This window comes from Embleya sp. NPDC050154, from assembly GCF_044460165.1.
Classification (GTDB): domain Bacteria; phylum Actinomycetota; class Actinomycetes; order Streptomycetales; family Streptomycetaceae; genus Embleya.
The window spans coordinates 87063-104510 of record NZ_JBITJP010000026.1 but is presented as its reverse complement, the minus strand read 5'-3'; the positions used below and the strand labels follow the sequence as shown (position 1 = coordinate 104510).

The 17448-nt window shown below is 70.6% G+C and carries 15 protein-coding genes; 14 read left to right on the top strand and 1 reads right to left on the bottom strand.

Features of this window, described 5'->3' with window-relative positions; translation table 11 throughout:
- Positions 1–264: 264 nt before the first annotated feature.
- The 4 genes from ACIBSV_RS39775 to ACIBSV_RS39760 all read left to right on the top strand — a co-directional run bounded on the left by ACIBSV_RS39775 (position 265) and on the right by ACIBSV_RS39760 (position 3392).
- Positions 265–801: a hypothetical protein gene (locus ACIBSV_RS39775; RefSeq protein WP_395872092.1), complete on the top strand. Its 537-nt coding sequence runs from the start codon at positions 265–267 to the stop codon at positions 799–801.
- Positions 802–888: 87 nt separating this feature from the next.
- Positions 889–1833 (top strand): pyridoxal 5'-phosphate synthase lyase subunit PdxS, encoded by a 945-nt coding sequence (gene pdxS / locus ACIBSV_RS39770; protein ID WP_395872003.1) that lies wholly within the window; start codon positions 889–891, stop codon positions 1831–1833.
- A 116-nt stretch (positions 1834–1949) separates the two neighbouring features.
- Entirely contained in the window at positions 1950–2561 is a 612-nt protein-coding gene (pdxT, locus tag ACIBSV_RS39765) for a pyridoxal 5'-phosphate synthase glutaminase subunit PdxT (RefSeq protein WP_395872001.1), read from the top strand.
- A gap of 75 nt (positions 2562–2636) precedes the next feature.
- Positions 2637–3392: a YebC/PmpR family DNA-binding transcriptional regulator gene (locus tag ACIBSV_RS39760; protein ID WP_395872000.1), complete on the top strand. Its 756-nt coding sequence runs from the start codon at positions 2637–2639 to the stop codon at positions 3390–3392.
- Between the two features lie 86 nt (positions 3393–3478).
- Here ACIBSV_RS39760 and ACIBSV_RS39755 read toward each other — a convergent pair whose 3' ends face one another.
- Entirely contained in the window at positions 3479–4780 is a 1302-nt protein-coding gene (locus ACIBSV_RS39755) for a mannosyltransferase family protein (protein WP_395871998.1), read from the bottom strand.
- A 301-nt stretch (positions 4781–5081) separates the two neighbouring features.
- Between ACIBSV_RS39755 and ruvC the strand changes: the two genes are divergently transcribed.
- The 10 genes from ruvC to ACIBSV_RS39705 all read left to right on the top strand — a co-directional run bounded on the left by ruvC (position 5082) and on the right by ACIBSV_RS39705 (position 17436).
- Complete coding sequence (gene ruvC, locus ACIBSV_RS39750; RefSeq protein WP_395871996.1) at positions 5082–5630, top strand: crossover junction endodeoxyribonuclease RuvC; 549 nt, start codon at positions 5082–5084, stop codon at positions 5628–5630.
- A 72-nt stretch (positions 5631–5702) separates the two neighbouring features.
- On the top strand, positions 5703–6311 hold the full coding sequence (gene ruvA, locus ACIBSV_RS39745) for a Holliday junction branch migration protein RuvA (protein WP_395871994.1): 609 nt from the start codon (positions 5703–5705) through the stop codon (positions 6309–6311).
- 100 nt (positions 6312–6411) lie between these two features.
- Positions 6412–7500 (top strand): Holliday junction branch migration DNA helicase RuvB, encoded by a 1089-nt coding sequence (gene ruvB / locus ACIBSV_RS39740; protein ID WP_395871992.1) that lies wholly within the window; start codon positions 6412–6414, stop codon positions 7498–7500.
- 150 nt (positions 7501–7650) lie between these two features.
- Complete coding sequence (gene yajC / locus ACIBSV_RS39735; protein WP_395871990.1) at positions 7651–8106, top strand: preprotein translocase subunit YajC; 456 nt, start codon at positions 7651–7653, stop codon at positions 8104–8106.
- A 237-nt stretch (positions 8107–8343) separates the two neighbouring features.
- Positions 8344–10047, top strand: coding sequence for a protein translocase subunit SecD (gene secD, locus ACIBSV_RS39730; RefSeq protein WP_395871988.1), 1704 nt, complete (start codon positions 8344–8346; stop codon positions 10045–10047).
- Positions 10047–11219: a protein translocase subunit SecF gene (gene secF / locus ACIBSV_RS39725; RefSeq protein WP_395871986.1), complete on the top strand. Its 1173-nt coding sequence runs from the start codon at positions 10047–10049 to the stop codon at positions 11217–11219. The genes secD and secF overlap by 1 nt, the downstream gene beginning before the upstream one ends.
- A complete protein-coding gene (locus ACIBSV_RS39720; protein ID WP_395871984.1) occupies positions 11219–11761 on the top strand; it encodes an adenine phosphoribosyltransferase in 543 nt (180 codons plus the stop codon). The genes secF and ACIBSV_RS39720 overlap by 1 nt, the downstream gene beginning before the upstream one ends.
- A 154-nt stretch (positions 11762–11915) precedes the next feature.
- Positions 11916–14660, top strand: a complete 2745-nt coding sequence (locus ACIBSV_RS39715; protein ID WP_395871982.1) for a RelA/SpoT family protein — start codon at positions 11916–11918, stop codon at positions 14658–14660.
- A gap of 1107 nt (positions 14661–15767) precedes the next feature.
- Entirely contained in the window at positions 15768–16673 is a 906-nt protein-coding gene (locus ACIBSV_RS39710; protein ID WP_395871980.1) for an ABC transporter ATP-binding protein, read from the top strand.
- Positions 16663–17436 (top strand): ABC transporter permease, encoded by a 774-nt coding sequence (locus tag ACIBSV_RS39705; protein ID WP_395871978.1) that lies wholly within the window; start codon positions 16663–16665, stop codon positions 17434–17436. Before ACIBSV_RS39710 ends, ACIBSV_RS39705 begins: the two co-directional genes overlap by 11 nt.
- The last annotated feature ends 12 nt before the right edge of the window (positions 17437–17448 follow it).

Below are 17448 nucleotides of genomic sequence, written 5' to 3'. Positions count from 1 at the left end.
GGGCTGTCGGGTCGCTTGGTCGGGTTGACGGGTGGCCTCAAGCGCCGGCCGGGCTGTTCGGTTGCTTGGTCGGGCTGAAAGGTGGCCTCAAGCGCCGGCCGGGCTGGGATGGCCTCAAACGCCGGCCGGGCTGTCGGGTCGCTTGGTCGGGTTGACGGGTGGCCTCAAGCGCCGGCCGGGCTGTTCGGTTGCTTGGTCGGGTGGCCGCGAACGCCGGCCGGGCTGTCGGGCTGGTCGGGCCGGCGGTACTAGGGTCGCCGGGTGATGACTGTCATCTGGATTCTGCTCGCGGTGCTCGCGATCGGTGTCTATCTGAGCTGGACCGCCGGGCGGCTCGACCGCCTGCACGCGCGGGTGGACTCGAGCCGGGCCGCGCTGGACGCGCAGCTGTTGCGGCGCTCCGCGGTCGCGCAGGAGATCGCCACGTCCGGGCTGCTCGATCCGGCCTCCTCGCTCGTGCTGGCCGGCGCCGCGCACGAGGCGCGCAACGCCGCAGAGGAGGAGCGCGAGGTGGCGGAGAGCGACCTGACCCGCGCGCTGCGGATCCTGTTCGAGGACCCGGCCCAGGCGGACGACCTGCGGGCCCGGCCCGGCGGCGCGGAACTGGTCGCCGAGTTGCAGACCGCGGTGCGCCGGGTGCCGATGGCACGGCGCTTCCACAACGACGCGGTCCGCGGCGCCCGTGCGGTGCGCCGACACCGATTGGTGCGTTATCTGCGCCTGGCGGGCCATGCCCCGTACCCGGTCACCTTCGAGATGGACGACGAGGAGCCGCGCACATTGCAGCCCGGTGGGTCCTGACGGGAGCCACGCAAAGGCCACCCTGGACAGATTGGCCCGGGTATTTCGCCGGGGTGGCATGACATTAGGATCCACCTCACCCGTACGATGGAGCCAACCGTCGTCGTTCGCATCTGTGTGAGGTCATCCGTGTCCACCACCCCCGCAAGCCCCCAGACCGGCACCGACCTGGTCAAGCGCGGCATGGCCGAGCAGCTCAAGGGCGGCGTGATCATGGACGTCGTCAACGCCGAGCAGGCCAAGATCGCCGAGGACGCGGGCGCGGTCGCCGTCATGGCGCTCGAGCGCGTGCCGGCCGACATCCGCAAGGACGGCGGCGTCGCGCGCATGTCCGACCCGGACATGATCGACGGCATCATCGGCGCCGTGTCCATCCCGGTGATGGCCAAGGCCCGGATCGGCCACTTCGCCGAGGCCCAGGTCCTGCAGTCGCTCGGCGTGGACTACATCGACGAGTCCGAGGTGCTGACCCCGGCCGACGAGTCGAACCACATCAACAAGTGGAAGTTCACCACCCCGTTCGTGTGTGGCGCGACCAACCTGGGCGAGGCGCTGCGCCGGATCACCGAGGGCGCGGCGATGATCCGCTCCAAGGGCGAGGCCGGCACCGGCAACGTGGTCGAGGCCACCCGGCACATGCGCACCATCCTCAAGGACATCAAGCAGCTCTCCGTGCTGGACGAGGACGAACTGTTCGTCGCCGCCAAGAACCTCCAGGCGCCGTACGCGCTGGTCAAGGAGGTGGCCGAGGCGGGCAAGCTCCCGGTCGTGCTGTTCACCGCGGGCGGCATCGCCACCCCGGCCGACGCGTCGATGATGATGCAGCTCGGCGCCGAGGGTGTGTTCGTCGGTTCCGGCATCTTCAAGTCCGGCGACCCGGCCAAGCGGGCCAAGGCGATCGTGGACGCGACGCTGCACTTCGACGACCCGGACGTGATCGCCAAGGTCTCGCGCGGTCTGGGCGAGGCGATGGTCGGCATCAACATCGACACCCTCCCGGCGGAGCAGCGCTACGCCGGCCGCGGCTGGTAGTAGTTCCCGCCCCGCCGACGACTTCGAAGCACTCGAACACTCGGAAAGCTGTGTGCCGGGCCCGAACGCGACCGCGTTCGGGCCCGGCTCGGTACCTACGACCGGACGAGGTTGACGTGTCCACCACTCCCATCATCGGTGTCCTGGCCCTCCAGGGCGACGTCCGCGAACACGCCATCGCGCTGGCCGAACTCGACGCGATCGCGCGTCCGGTGCGCAAGGTCGAGGAGTTCGCCGAGCTCGACGCGCTGGTCATACCCGGCGGCGAGTCGACCACGATGTCCAAGCTCGCGGTGTCCTTCGGGCTGTTTCCGGCGCTGCGCGAGCGGGTCGCGGACGGCATGCCGGTCTACGGCTCGTGCGCGGGCATGATCATGCTCGCCGACAAGATCCTGGACGGCCGCGAGGACCAGGAGACGGTCGGCGGGATCGACATGATCGTGCGGCGCAACGCGTTCGGTCGGCAGAACGACTCGTTCGAGGCGGACGTCCCGTTCGAGGGCCTGGCGGGCGGCGACCCCATCCACGGCGTGTTCATCCGCGCCCCGTGGGTCGAGTCGGTCGGTGCCGAGGTCGAGGTGCTCGCCCGGCTGACCGCCGAGCCGTACGCGGACCGGATCGTCGCGGTGCGCCAGGGCAACCTGCTCGCCACGTCCTTCCACCCGGAGCTGACCCCCGACCGGCGGGTGCACGCGTACTTCGTGGACATGGTCCGTGCCACGCTCTGAGTGCTCGCGCCGGTAGGATCTTCCAGCCTGTACAGGCCCGTGCAGCGCACCCGCGACCCGAAGGAGTAGAGGCGGATGTCCGGCCACTCGAAGTGGGCGACCACCAAGCACAAAAAGGCCGTCATCGACGCCAGGCGCGGAAAGCTCTTCGCCAAGTTGATCAAGAACGTCGAGGTGGCGGCGCGCACCGGCGGCGGTGACATCGCCGGCAACCCGACGCTCTACGACGCCATTCAAAAGGCCAAGAAGTCCTCGGTCCCGAACGACAACATCGACCGTGCGGTCAAGCGCGGCTCCGGTGCGGAGGCCGGCGGCGCCGACTACCAGTCGATCACGTACGAGGGGTACGGACCGAACGGTGTCGCGGTGCTGATCGAGTGCCTCACCGACAACCGCAACCGCGCGGCGTCGGACGTTCGGGTCGCGATGACGCGCAACGGCGGCTCGATGGCCGACCCCGGCTCGGTGTCGTACATGTTCACCCGCAAGGGTGTCGTGATCGTGCCGAAGAACGACCTGAGCGAGGACGACGTGCTCGGCGCGGTGCTCGACGCCGGCGCCGAGGAGGTCAACGACCTCGGCGAGTCCTACGAGGTGGTCAGCGAGGCGACCGACATGGTCGCGGTGCGGACCGCGCTCGTGGACGCCGGGATCGACTACGACTCGGCCGACGCCAACTTCATCCCCAGCGTCTCGGTCGCGCTGGACGAAGAGGGCGCGCGCAAGATCTTCCGGCTGATCGAGGCGTTGGAGGACAGCGACGACGTTCAGGACGTCTGGGCGAACTTCGATGTCTCGGACGAGGTCATGGAGCGGGTCAACGCCGAATAGGGTGGCTCGGTCGAGATACCCGAACGCGCGTGGGGCCGGCGGCAACTGCCGCCGGCCCCACGCGCGTTCGGGTATCTTCGCGAGCGCTACGGGTTGGTGTTTATCACGTACAGCAGAAAGCTCACGTACCACCCGGAGAACGCCGCCCCGGCGACCAGCACCGCGATCACCACGCCGCGCGGCCACTTGGCCATCAGTCGGGCCAGCGGCAGCGCGATGGTGAAGGCCGGCAGCATGAAGCGCGGCTTGGAGTGGAAGAACCAGCCGTTGCTCGTGGTCAGCGCCAGGAACATCACCACGGCGCCGTACACGTGCACCGGCAGGGGGATCCGCCGGTCGCGGAAGGACCAGATCATCAGCGCCACGGACAGGATGATCACGAACGTGCAGACCACGTAGATCGGTCGGCCCAGGTGGGTGAGGTACTTGCTCATCCACTGGACGGTGCTTATGCCCCAGTCCATCCGCAGGTTGAAGGCCTTGTCCTGGATCCAGATCCACCCGTCGGGGCGACCGGCCAGCCAGCCCACCCAGCCGATGAAGCCCACGCACGCCAGCGGCGAGATCAGCGTGGCGATCACCGGGCGCCGGGTCTCCGGGGCCAACAACCCCACCCGCGCGCCGTCCTCGCGGCGCCGCAGCGCGATCGCCAGAGTGGCCACGCCCAGGGTCGCGACCAGGGCGAACGCGGTGTTGCGGGTCAGGCCGGCGAACAGGCACAGGACACAGGCCAAAGTCCACTGCCGACGGACCACGGCCAGCAGGCCCCAGGACGCGAACGCCACGAACAGGGCCTCGGAGTAGACCATGGTGAGCACCATCGAGCCCGGTGCGACGCCCCACAACACCGCGAACAGGGTGGCCACCCGGTGGCTGCCGGTGAGTTCGCGCCCGAGCGCGTACAGCCCCCAGGCCGCGACCACGCCGGCCAGCAGCGTGACGACCATGCCGGCGTTGAGCGCGGACAGGCCGGTGATGTCGCCGACGAGGCGGACCGCCCACGGATAGCCGGGGAAGAACTCGACGTTGCTCCAGTACGGCTTGCCCGCCGGGGACACCGGGATCTTGTCGACGTAGCCGAAGTCCGCGATGTCGCGGAACCAGACGCCGTCCCAGGAGCCGACCATGGACCAGAACGGTTTCCCGGCGGCCAGCGCCATCACGGCGAGCACCACGAGGTTGATCGCGCGCGCGATCAGGTACCCGATCACGGCCGTGCGGGCCGGTCGGAAGGAGGTCTTCGCGCGGTGCGTGAAGTCGACGACGCCCAGTCGCAGGCGCTCGGGGAGACCGTCGACGAAGGCGGTGTCGGGGACCGCCGGCATCCTGGTCGCACCCTTCTCGACGGCCGGTGGGGTCTCGGCGACCGGCATGGACGGCGACGGCATGAAAACCTTCCGGGCGGCGAGCGGGGCAGTCTCCAACCGACCCTAGCGTCGCCTGTGCGGGCTCCCGCGCGGCGACCGGGCCGCCTGGGGAAGGATCGTCACAGGGCTGTCATCGGGGCGTTATCGACCGGGACAAGCGTACGTGTCGCTCGAACGAGTGATCACGGAGTGGCGGTACCGAGGGGATCGGCGCCGCTGCACTAGGGTTTGCCAGGGCGAACAGATGTTCGTATCGGGTGGTGTTCGACTCGAACGGCCCAACGCACGAAGGCGAAACGACGCGGGACGAGAGGGGCGCGGCATGCGGGTCTTGGGGGTCGACCCCGGTCTGACCCGATGCGGCGTCGGCGTCGTGGACGGCGCGGTCGGCAAGCCACTGCGGATGGTCGAGGCGGGCGTGGTGCGCACCCCCGCCGACGCCGCGATCGACGCCCGGTTGTTGGGCATCGAGCGGGGCATCGAGGAGTGGCTGGACCGGCACCGCCCGGACTGTGTCGCGGTCGAGCGGGTGTTCAGCCAGCACAACGTGAGCACCGTGATGGGCACCGCGCAGGCGTCCGCCGTCGCGATCGTGTGCGCCGCGCGGCGCGGCCTGCCGGTGACGCTGCACACGCCCAGCGAGGTCAAGGCCGCGGTCACCGGCAGCGGGCGTGCCGACAAGGCCCAGATCGGCGCGATGGTGACCCGTATCCTGCGCCTGGACGGCCCACCGAAACCGGCCGACGCCGCCGACGCGGTCGCGTTGGCGATCTGCCACATCTGGCGCGGCGGCGCCTCCGACCGGCTCGCGGCGGCCGTCGCCGCGGCCCGCACCCCGGCCGGCCGGTTGCCGCGCGGCACCCGCCGCTGACCGGCCGCCGTCCTCCCCGGCCGGGCCCGCGACAGCCGGCCCTCGTACCCCTAGCCAAGCAGGAGCACTCAGGTGATCGCGTTCGTCTCCGGAACGGTTGCCGGCCTCGGCCCGGACACCGCCGTCGTCGAGGTCGGCGGGGTCGGCCTGGCCGTGCAGTGCACGCCCACCACACTGGCCACGCTGCGCGTCGGCGAATCGGCCCGGCTGGCCACCTCGCTGGTGGTGCGGGAGGACTCGCTCACCCTGTTCGGCTTCGCCGACGACGACGAGAAGCGCACGTTCGAGGTGTTGCAGACCGCCAACGGGGTGGGGCCCAAGCTGGCCCTGGCGATGCTCGCGGTGTACAGCCCGGACGCGCTGCGGGCCGCCGTCGCGGGCAAGGACGCCAAGGCACTCACCGCCGTGCCCGGGATCGGGCCCAAGGGCGCGCAGAAGCTGCTCCTGGACCTCAAGGACAAGCTCGGCGCGCCCACCGGCACCGGTGCCGCGCTCGGCGTCGGCGCGCCCGTGAGCGCGGGGTGGCGGGATCAACTGCACGCCGCCCTGGTCGGCCTGGGCTACGCGACGCGCGAGGCGGACGACGCGGTCGCCTCGGTGACCGCGGAGGCGGAGGCTGCCGCCACGCCCGACATCGGCGCGCTGCTCAAGGCGGCCCTGCGCGGCCTGAACCGCCGGTGAACCGGCGGAGGCGACCGGCGGTCGGGTGTGACACCGCGGTGTCGCCCGGGTCGGGCAGGATGAACGCAGGCCGCACGAACACGACCATGGGCGGAACACGATGACGCAGGACGGCGAACGCCTGGTGACCGCCGCGGCGGACGGTGAGGACCAGGCCGTCGAGGCCGCGCTGCGGCCGAAGAACCTCGACGAGTTCATCGGCCAGGAGCGGGTGCGCGAGCAGTTGTCCCTGGTGCTGACCGCGGCGCTGGGCCGCGGCGGCACCGCCGACCACGTGTTGTTGTCCGGGCCGCCCGGGCTGGGCAAGACCACGCTGTCGATGATCATCGCGGCCGAGATGGGCGTGCCGATCCGGATCACCTCCGGCCCGGCCATCCAGCACGCCGGAGACCTGGCCGCGATCCTGTCCTCGTTGTCCGAGGGCGAGGTGCTCTTCCTCGACGAGATCCACCGGATGTCGCGGCCCGCCGAGGAGATGTTGTACATGGCGATGGAGGACTTCCGGGTCGACATCATCGTCGGCAAGGGCCCCGGCGCCACCGCGATCCCGCTCGACCTGCCGCCGTTCACCCTGGTGGGCGCGACCACCAGGGCCGGGCTGCTGCCGCCGCCGCTGCGCGACCGGTTCGGCTTCACCGGCCACATGGACTTCTACGCGCCCGCCGAACTCGAACGGGTGCTGACCCGATCGGCAAGATTGCTCGACGTCGAGCTGTCCGCCGAGGGCGGGGCCGAGATCGCGGGCCGCTCGCGAGGCACGCCCCGGATCGCCAACCGGCTGCTGCGCCGAGTCCGCGACTACGCGCAGGTGCGGGCGAACGGCAAGGTCGACCGGGACATCGCCGCCCGCGCGCTGGACGTGTACGAGGTGGACGCGCTGGGCCTGGACCGGCTGGACCGGGCCGTCCTGCAGGCGCTGACCACGCTGTTCGGCGGCGGTCCGGTGGGCCTGTCCACGCTGGCCGTGGCGGTCGGCGAGGAGACCGAGACGGTCGAGGAGGTCGCCGAACCGTTCCTGGTCCGCAGCGGCTTCCTGGCCCGCACGCCGCGTGGTCGGGTGGCCACCGCCAAGGCCTGGACGCATCTGGGCCTGAACCCCCCGCGGGGCGCGCTGCCGGGGCAGCACGGCACACAACAGAGCGTGTTGTTCGACAACGGGGCCGTGACCGGTAAGGATGCAACCGAGTGAGGCCGGTGCGCGTCGGGAACGCACGCGGCCGGTAGTCGTTGTTCCTGTAGTAAGTACCCGTCTAGACTCCGCCGAGGCTGCCGCACCGTGGCCGGCCGAGTGTCACCGTCCGGGCCGCCGAGCGGCCTTGGGAAGGAATCGTTTCAAGCCGTGGACCCGCTTACCCTCCTCCTGCCAGTAATCATCGTCGTGGTGTTCTACTTCCTGATCATCAAGCCCGGGAAGGCACGCCAGCGACAGGCCATGGAAACGCAGAACTCGCTGGTCCCGGGCGCCGAGGTCCGCACGATCGCGGGGCTGTACGCGACGGTGACCGAGGTCGAGGACGATTCCGTCATCCTTGAGGTCGCGCCCGACGTGCACTGCCGCTTCGTCAAGAGCGCCATCGCCGCCGTCCTGTCCTCCGGTGACGAGCCCGAGGACGACGAGGCCGACGACGAGCACGAAGACGGCGCCGAGGCCGGCGACGACGTCGTCAAGCTCGACAAGAAGCCCGACGCCGCCGAGGCCGAGGACACCGAGACCGTGGACGTCGGCAAGACCGAGGGCGCGAGCAAGGCGTCCGAGTCGGGCGACCGGCTGCGCAAGAACGACAAGCAGGACTAGTTCGGCTCGTGGTGGGTGCGGTGGTCCCAGGGCCACCGCAGAGCAATACAGTCATGTGACCGGGGGTGACACCCCGGATACGAAAGCGCCCGGCGTTCCGCCGGGCGCCGTGCCGTGCCGGCGGACGTGGCGCAAGCCCGTCCGCGGCGGCATCGAGAGGGAGATTGGGCGAAGGTGGCAGCACCGAAATCGAGTTCCCGAGGGCACCCGGGACGGGTCCTTGCCTTCATCGGGGTCGTGATCGTGGCGTTGTACGCGATCATGTTCTCGACCGGGGACAAGACCCCACGTCTGGGCATCGACCTCGCGGGCGGCACCAGCGTCACGCTCACCGCCAAGGCCGACCAGGGCCGTAACGGCGCGGTCAACAAGTCGAACATGCAGACCGCGGTGGAGATCATCCGCCAGCGCGTCAACGCGTTCGGTGTGTCCGAGGCGGAGGTGCAGACCGAGGGCGATCGCAACATCGTCATCAGCATCCCCAAGGGCAAGAACGAGAAGGAGACGGCGGAGCAGGTCGGCCAGACCGCGAAGCTGTTCTTCCGCCCCGTTCTGGAGGCCGCGCAGATCACCCCCCAGGGTGGTACCAAGCTGCCGCTGACGCCGCCGTCGACGCCGCCCGCGAGCGCCCCGCCGGCAAGCACGCCGCCCGCGAACACGCCGCCCGCGGCCGAGTCGGGCAAGCCGCAGGGTCGGGTCATCCCGAACCTGAAGGACGCGTCCGGCGCCCCGACCCCGCCGCCGTCCACGCCGCCCGCGAGCACGCCGCCCGCGACGCCTCCGGCGAGCACCCCGCCGGCCGGAGCCGACGCGAACGGCATCACGCCCGAGCTGCGCGCGAAGTACGAGAACCTGGACTGCTCCCTCCCGGAGAACCGCGGCCTCGGCCCGGTTCCGGCCCCGGAGGACCAGCCGACCGTGGCGTGCAGCCGCGATCAGGGCGACGAGCAGGAGAAGTACATCCTCGGCCCGGTGCTGATCCCGGGCACGGACGTGGACTCGTCCAAGGCGCAACTTCCGCAGAACGGCAGCGTCGGCGGCTGGGAAGTCGAGCTGAAGTTCACCGACGCGGGCACCAACAAGTTCACCAAGATCACCGGTGACCTGGCGGCGGGCAAGTACCCGACCAACCGCTTCGCCATCGACCTGGACGGTGTGGTCGTCTCCGCGCCGTCGGTGAAGTCGGAGATCCCCGGCGGCAGCGCCGTGATCTCGGGCAACTTCACCCGCAGCTCGGCCAAGGACCTGGAGAACGTGCTCAAGTACGGCGCGCTCCCGCTGTCCTTCACCAAGAGCGACGTGACCACGGTGTCCGCGTCGCTGGGCGGTGACCAGCTCCGGGGCGGTCTGATCGCGGGTGCGATCGGCATCGTCCTGGTCATCCTGTACTCGCTGTTCTACTACCGGGGCCTCGGCCTGGTGAGCATCGCGAGTCTGGCGGTCTCGGCGGCCCTCACCTACGCCATCATGTGTCTGCTGGGCCGAAGTATCGGCTTCGCACTCAACCTGCCGGCGGTGTGTGGCGCGATCGCCGCGATCGGTATCACGGTGGACTCGTTCATCGTGTACTTCGAACGCATCCGGGACGAGATCCGCGAGGGTCGCACGTTGCGACCCGCGGTGGAGAAGGCGTGGCCGCGTGCCCGGCGCACCATCCTGGTGTCCGACGCGGTGTCGTTCCTGGCCGCCGCCGTGCTGTACGTCGTCTCGGTCGGCAAGGTCCAGGGCTTCGCGTTCACCCTCGGCCTGACCACGCTGCTCGACGTCGTGGTGGTGTTCCTGTTCACCAAGCCGCTCATGACGATCCTCGCCAAGCGCAAGTTCTTCGCGGACGGCCACAAGTGGTCCGGCCTCGATCCCGTCGCGCTCGGTGCCAATCAGCGCCAGTCGTACCGCAGCCGTCGCCCGCGCGGGCGCGCTGCCGGCGTCAAGGAGGCGTGATGAGTCGCTTCGGTGACCTCAAGAACATCGGCGTCCGGTTGCACCACGGCGACGTCTCGTTCGACTTCGTCGGTCGCAAGAAGTTGTGGTACTCGATCTCCGCGCTGATCCTGCTGCTCGCGGTCGGCGGTCTGCTCGGCCGCGGGCTGCACCAGGGCATCGAGTTCAAGGGCGGCTCGGTCTACACGATCGAGCACACCACCGCCTCGCAGAACGACGCCCGCAAGGCGGTGGAGCCGTTCACCGACGGCGCCGACGCCATAGTGCAGAAGGTCGGCGGCGACGGCCTGCGGATCCAGATCGCGGAATCGGACGCCGACAAGACCAAGCAGGTCGCGGCGGCCATCGCCAAGGACCTCGACGTCGCGCCGGACAAGGTCAACACGCAGGTGGTCGGCCCCAGCTGGGGCAAGGAGATCTCCAAGAAGGCCCTTCAGGGCCTGGTGATCTTCATGATCCTGGTGGTGATCTACCTCACCTTCGCCTTCGAGTGGCGGATGGCCGTGGCGGCGCTGGTCGCGCTGATCCACGACATCGTGATCACCATCGGCGTGTACGCGCTGGTGGGCTTCGAGGTGACGCCGGGCACGGTGATCGGTCTGTTGACCATTCTTGGTTACTCCTTGTACGACACCGTGGTGGTGTTCGACACGGTCAAGGAGAACGCCAAGAACATCACCAAACAGACCAAGTTCACCTACAGCGAAGCGGCGAACGCGGGTCTGAACCAGACCCTGGTGCGCTCGATCAACACCACGGTGGTCGCGCTGCTGCCGGTGGCGTCGCTGCTGTTCGTCGGTGGCGGTCTGCTCGGCGCGGGCATGCTCAAGGACATCGCGCTGTCGCTGTTCGTGGGTCTGGCCGCCGGTGCGTTCTCCTCGATCTTCATCGCCACGCCGATCCTGGCCGACCTCAAGGAGCGGTCGCCGGAGATGCGACAGCTCGCGAAGAAGGTGGCTCAGCGCCGCGCGTCCGAGGCGAAGGCGGCCAAGGCCGCCGAGGTCTCGGGCATTCCCGCGGACCAGGCCGAGGGTCACCCGAACGTGGACGAGGGCGCGGAGCCGGAGTCGGAATCGGACGACGACACCGTGCCGGCGCAGGGTGGAGCACCCCGTGCGGGCGCCTCGCGCGGCCGGGCGCGGACCCGTCCCGGCGGCAAGAGGAAGCGTTGATGGCCGACGACGACCTGCGCAAACTGCTGGAGAGCCGGATCCGGGACGTGCCGGACTGGCCGCAGCCGGGCGTGGTGTTCAAGGACATCTCGCCGCTGCTGGCCGATCCGGTCGCGTTCGCGGCCCTGGTCGACGCGCTGGCCGAGCGTTGTCGGGGCCGGGTGGACAAGGTGGTCGGGATCGAGGCCCGAGGCTTCATCCTGGCCGCACCGGTGGCCTACCGCGCGCAGGCCGGGTTCGTCCCGGTCCGCAAGGCGGGGAAGCTGCCGTGCGCCACCTACGCGCAGTCCTACGAGCTGGAGTACGGCTCGGCCACCCTGGAGGTGCACCAGGACGCGTTCGAGCCCGGTGACCGGGTGCTCGTGATCGACGACGTGCTCGCCACCGGCGGGACCGTCGAGGCCACGATCGACCTGGTGAAGCGGGCCGGCGCGGAGGTGGTGGGGGTCGAGGTGCTGCTCGAACTCGGCTTCCTGAACGGCCGGGCGCGGCTCGCCCCGGTGCTGCCGGAAGGCACGCTGGAGTCGTTCATCGTCGTGTGACATGCCGCCGAAAGGCGTGTCGTCGGAGGCCGGAGGCACCCCAGGTGGGGAGCCTTCGGCCTTCGCCGTCGCGGCGGCCGGCGTTCCGGATGGCCGAGTCGTGAGGGCGTGGGTCAGTACGATGGAATTTCCGTCATCTGTGGGAGGAGTTCCCTTGCCGGACGAGGTCGCGCCCGTCGCGTCGTCCTCGGGGGATGCCGTCGAACACGCGGCTCCCTCGGACGACGCCACACGTGCCACACCGGGCCCCTCGGGCCATCCGCCGGTGAGCGGCGGGGGCCCCGAGGAGGCTCCGGCCCGTGCCCGCCCCGACGAGGCGCCCGATGGGCCGGACCGCGCTGCGGCCGAGGCGCCCGCCGAGCAGCCCGCCGCCGCTTCCGGCGAGACGCGCGCGCCGGCCGAGAGCCGCGCCGACGCGCCGGCCGAGGCTCAGGCCATCGCGTCGGAGGAGAGCGCCGACGGCCCCCGGGGCAGCGACGGCCACAGCGGTCCGGCCGCCGGCGCCGCCGGGCCCGAGGCCAGGGGGCCGCGGCCGGTCGCCAAGGCGGCGCCGCCCCCCGAAGGCGCCTCGCGGGGCAGCGGCACCGAGCGCTCGCGCTCGTTGCGGGTGGACGGCCCCAGCCGGGTCCGCGCCCGCCTGGCCAGGCTGGGCGTACAGCGCAACAGCGTGTACAACCCGGTTCTGGAACCGCTGCTGCGGGTGGTGCGGGTCAACGACCCCAAGGCCGACCTGCGCCAGATCGAGCGGGCGTACACCACCGCCGAGCGCTGGCACCGCGGCCAGCGCCGCAAGAGTGGCGACCCGTACATCACCCACCCGCTCGCGGTCGCCACCATCCTGGCCGAGCTCGGGATGGACCCGCCGACGCTGATGGCCGGGCTGCTGCACGACACCGTCGAGGACACCGACTACGGGCTCGACGCGCTGCGCCGCGACTTCGGCGACACCGTGGCGATGCTCGTGGACGGCGTGACCAAGCTGGACAAGGTCAAGTTCGGCGAGGCCGCGCAGGCGGAGACCGTGCGCAAGATGGTCATCGCGATGGCCAAGGACCCGCGCGTGCTGGTGATCAAGCTTGCCGACCGGCTGCACAACATGCGCACGATGCGCTACCTCAAGCGGGAGAAGCAGGAGCGCAAGGCCCGCGAGACGCTGGAGATCTACGCCCCGCTGGCGCACCGGCTGGGGATGAACACGATCAAGTGGGAGCTGGAGGACCTGGCGTTCGCCATCCTCTACCCCAAGATGTACGACGAGATCGTGCGGCTGGTCGCCGAGCGCGCGCCCAAGCGGGACGAATACCTGGCCCTGGTGACCGATCAGGTGCAGGGCGACCTGCGCTCGGCGCGGATCAAGGCCACGGTGACCGGGCGGCCGAAGCACTACTACTCGGTCTACCAGAAGATGATCGTGCGCGGCCGCGAGTTCACCGAGATCTACGACCTGGTGGGCATCCGGGTCCTGGTCGACTCGGTGCGGGACTGCTACGCGGCGCTGGGCACCATCCACGCGCGCTGGAACCCGGTCCCGGGGCGGTTCAAGGACTACATCGCGATGCCCAAGTTCAACATGTACCAGTCGCTGCACACCACGGTGATCGGTCCCGAGGGCAAGCCGGTCGAGTTGCAGATCCGCACCTTCGACATGCACCGCCGGGCCGAATACGGCATTGCCGCGCACTGGAAGTACAAGGCCGAGGCGGTCGGGGCCAAGGGCGCCGCGAAGACCGACACCAAGCCCGCGCGCAAGGGCGAGAACCCGGCCAACGACATGGCCTGGCTGCGGCAACTGCTGGACTGGCAGCGCGAGACCGAGGATCCGGGCGAGTTCCTGGAGTCGCTGCGCTTCGACCTCTCCAGCCAGGAGGTCTTCGTCTTCACGCCCAAGGGCGACGTGATAGCGCTGCCGGCCGGCTCGACCCCGGTCGACTTCGCCTACGCGGTGCACACCGAGGTCGGGCATCGCACCATCGGGGCCCGGGTCAACGGGCGGCTGGTCCCGCTGGAGAGCCGGCTGGACAACGGCGACCTGGTCGAGGTGTTCACCTCCAAGAGCGAGACCGCGGCGCCCAGTCACGACTGGCTCGGCTTCGTCAAGTCGCCCCGGGCGCGCAACAAGATCCGTCAGTGGTTCTCCAAGGAGCGCCGCGAGGAGGCGATCGAGCAGGGCAAGGAGGGTCTGACCCGGGCCATGCGCAAGCAGGGCCTGCCGTTGCAGCGGCTGATGTCCGGCGGCGGCGACACTCTGGTCACCCTCGCGCACGAGCTGCGCTACCCCGACATCTCGTCGTTGTACGCGGCGATCGGCGAGGGTCACGTCTCGGCGCAGACCATCGTGCAGCGCCTGGTGGAGTCGCTCGGCGGCGAGGAGGGCGCGTCGGAGGACCTCGCGGAGGCCACCCGGCCGACCACCACGCGGCGCCGGCCGCGCTCGACCGGCAATCCCGGCGTCGTGGTCAAGGGCGTCGACGACATCTGGGTCAAGCTGTCCCGCTGCTGCACGCCGGTACCGGGCGATCCGATCATCGGATTCGTCACCCGGGGCAACGGCGTCTCGGTGCACCGGCAGGACTGCGGCAACGTCGAGTCGTTGTCCCAGCAGTCCGAGCGGATCGTCGACGTCGAGTGGGCGCCGACCGCGTCCTCGGTGTTCCTGGTGGCCATAGAGGTCCAGGCGCTGGATCGTTCGCGGTTGTTGTCGGACATCACCCGGGTTCTGTCCGACCAGCACGTGAACATCCTGTCCGCGTCGGTGGCCACGACCCGGGACCGGGTCGCGGTGAGCCGGTTCACCTTCGAGATGGGCGACCCCAAGCACCTGGGCCACGTGCTCAAGGCGGTGCGCGGGGTCGAGGGCGTGTTCGACGCGTACCGGGTGACCAGCGGGCGCCAGCAGTAGTCGACCGGGCCCTGCCGGCCCGCGGCCGGGCTCGGCGTACACGAGGCGGCGTCGGGAGTGATCCCGGCGCCGCCTCGTGCGGTGGTGAACCCGGTTCGCCCGCGTGCCGCGGGTGTTCGGTTCGGCGGCGTGCGGTGGATGCTCGGTTCGACGGTGTGTGCTCGCGTGCCCGGGTCGGCGGCGCGGGCCGCGCCAGACGGTCATCGAGATCTTCCGGTACTTGCCGGGGCCGGAGTCGGACGGGATCTCGTTGATCCGGATCGTGCCGACCAGGCCGTTCGCGAAGTCCTTGGTGCGGATCACCGAGCCCACCTCGAGGTAGGTGAGCGGGAGCTGGTTGTTGTTCGCGTGCCGGGTCTCGCCCAGGCAGGTCCGGAAGTCGCTGGGCCGGCCCGGGTCGAGCAGAACCATCTTCTGACCCTGGATGTAGTTGCCGTCGCCGTGGAAGTACACGACGCCCGCGCTCAGGCTGCAACTGCCCCGCCACGTGCTGCTGTAGCCCAGGCCGACGCAGTAGCCGTCGGGCACGTCCGGTTGCCGTTCGAACAACACGCCGCCCTCGGCCACGCCGCCCGCGGTGGCGACCGCGGTCGCGCTCTCGCCGGGGCGGGCCGCGATCGAGGGCGGGTCGGAGGCGGTGGAGGTCGCGGATCCGGTGGGAGTGACGGTGCGCACGGCGCGATCGGGGCCCTCCCACGAGGGGACGGGCGGGGCGGCGGAGGCGGCGGGTCCCCCGTACCTGTTCCGAACCCGTCGTGATTGCGGGTCACATGATGATGGACCGATGGCCGGAAAGCACCTCGGCTCGGAAACCGCAGGCAACCCGTAGCCATCGCCCGCGGGTTCCCCAACCACCGTGCCTGGGGCCCCTGTTCATGACCCGAACATGCCTGCGAAGGCGGGTGCGGCAACGCTCACCGCCCGCCTCCGGCCCACACCTGCCGGGAACTGTACGCCCCGCCGGTGCCGCCGTGTCGCCGACGAACCCGACGCCGACGGGGCCGCGACGGTCGCCGCCTTCCCCGCGCGTCGTGGCCCTGTTCGGTGGCGCGGTTCGGTGGGGCGAGGGTCGTTGACCGGAGTTTCCTTACGTCATATAGTTACTGCATGCTGAGCGTCCTGGGACTGCGGAAGCGGTATGGCGAGGTCGTCGCGCTGAACGGGTTCGAACTCGACGTGGAGGCCGGGGAGATCGTCGGTCTGGTGGGCCACAACGGGGCCGGGAAGACGACGTTCGCGCGAGCGGTGGCCGCGTTGATTCGGGTGGACGCGGGGGAGGTGCGCATCGATGGGCGGCCGGTCACCCCAAGACGCCGAATGCCCCACGAACTGGGAATCGCCCCACAGGAGTTGGCGCTGTTTCCGACCACCGCGCTGCAGAACCTGCGGTACGCGGGCCGGTTGTACGGCCTGGGACGGAGGTTGCTGGCCGAGCGGATCGAGGAGATCGCCGAGGCGCTCGGACTGACCGAGATCCTGCCCCGACCGGTCGAGGACCTCTCCGGCGGCCAGCAGCGCAGGTTGCACGCCGCCGCGGCGATGCTGCATCGACCGCGCGTACTGCTGCTGGACGAGCCGACCGTCGGCGCCGACCCGGTGACCCGCGAACTGCTCCTGCGCGCCGTGCGAAGCATGGCCGACCAAGGCGCCGCGGTCGTGTACACCACCCACTACCTGCCCGAACTAGAGGTACTCGACGCGACATTGGCGGTCGCCGACCACGGCCGGGTGATCGCTCGGGGCGCGCGCGCCGACCTGCTCGCCGCGTTGCCCGGGCGGGTCACGCTGACCTTCGCCGACGGCGGCGGACTGTGCTTTCCGCACGGCCTGCGCGACGACGACACCAGGGCCGACGGCGACGACGTGGTGATCACCGCGATCGACCCGGCCGCCGCCGCCGCGCGGCTGCTCGCGGCCAACCCGGAGCACGCGGCACGGCTGCGCTCGATCGCCCTGGACGCGCCGACCCTCGACGACCTGTATCGGGAGTTGTTGACCCGCAATGGCGCTTGAACTCGCCGGTGTTCGCCGGTTCTCCGCGGTCGCCCGGCACCAATGCGTCCTGATGGCCGGCGACCCCGGCCCGTTGATCGCCTTCACCGTCATTCCGATGGTGCTGGTCAGCGTGATCCGGCCGATGATGGTGCTCCTGTCCGACGCGATGCCCGACGACATGGCCGACGGCACCGCCCAGGCCACCGCCGGCATGGCGGTGATGTTCTCGCTGTTCGTGCTGAAACTGGTGGGCGCCGGCCTGCTCGACGAGCGCACCACGTGGCACACCTGGGATCGGGTCCGGGCCAGTCCGGCCCGGTTGGGCGAGATCCTGGTGGGCAAGGCCGCGCCCATGTTCGCCTTCCTGCTCGTCCAGCAGTTGTTGCTGTTCGGCTTCTCCGCCGCCGCGTTCGGGTTGCGGCCGGCCCGCGGGTGGTGGCTGGTCCTGGTGGTGAGCGTGGCGTGGCCGTTGTGCGTGCTGGCACTGGGGACCGGCGCGTCCACCCTGGTGCGCACCTCCGCCCAACTGAGCGCCGTCGGGGACATCTCCGCCGTGGTCACCACGATCATGGCCGGCGCGCTGGTGCCGTCCGCGATGCTGCCCGGTTGGATGCGGCACCTGGGCCCGCTCACCCCCGGCTACTGGGCGATGAGCGCCTATCGATCGGCCCTCAACGGTTCGGCCCCACACGGCCTTTCGGTCTCGCTCACGGTGCTGGCCGGGTTCGCGCTCGCCGGGCTCGCGGCCGGCGCGTGGGCGGGCCGACGCGCGTCGCGCTGATCCCGGACCGGG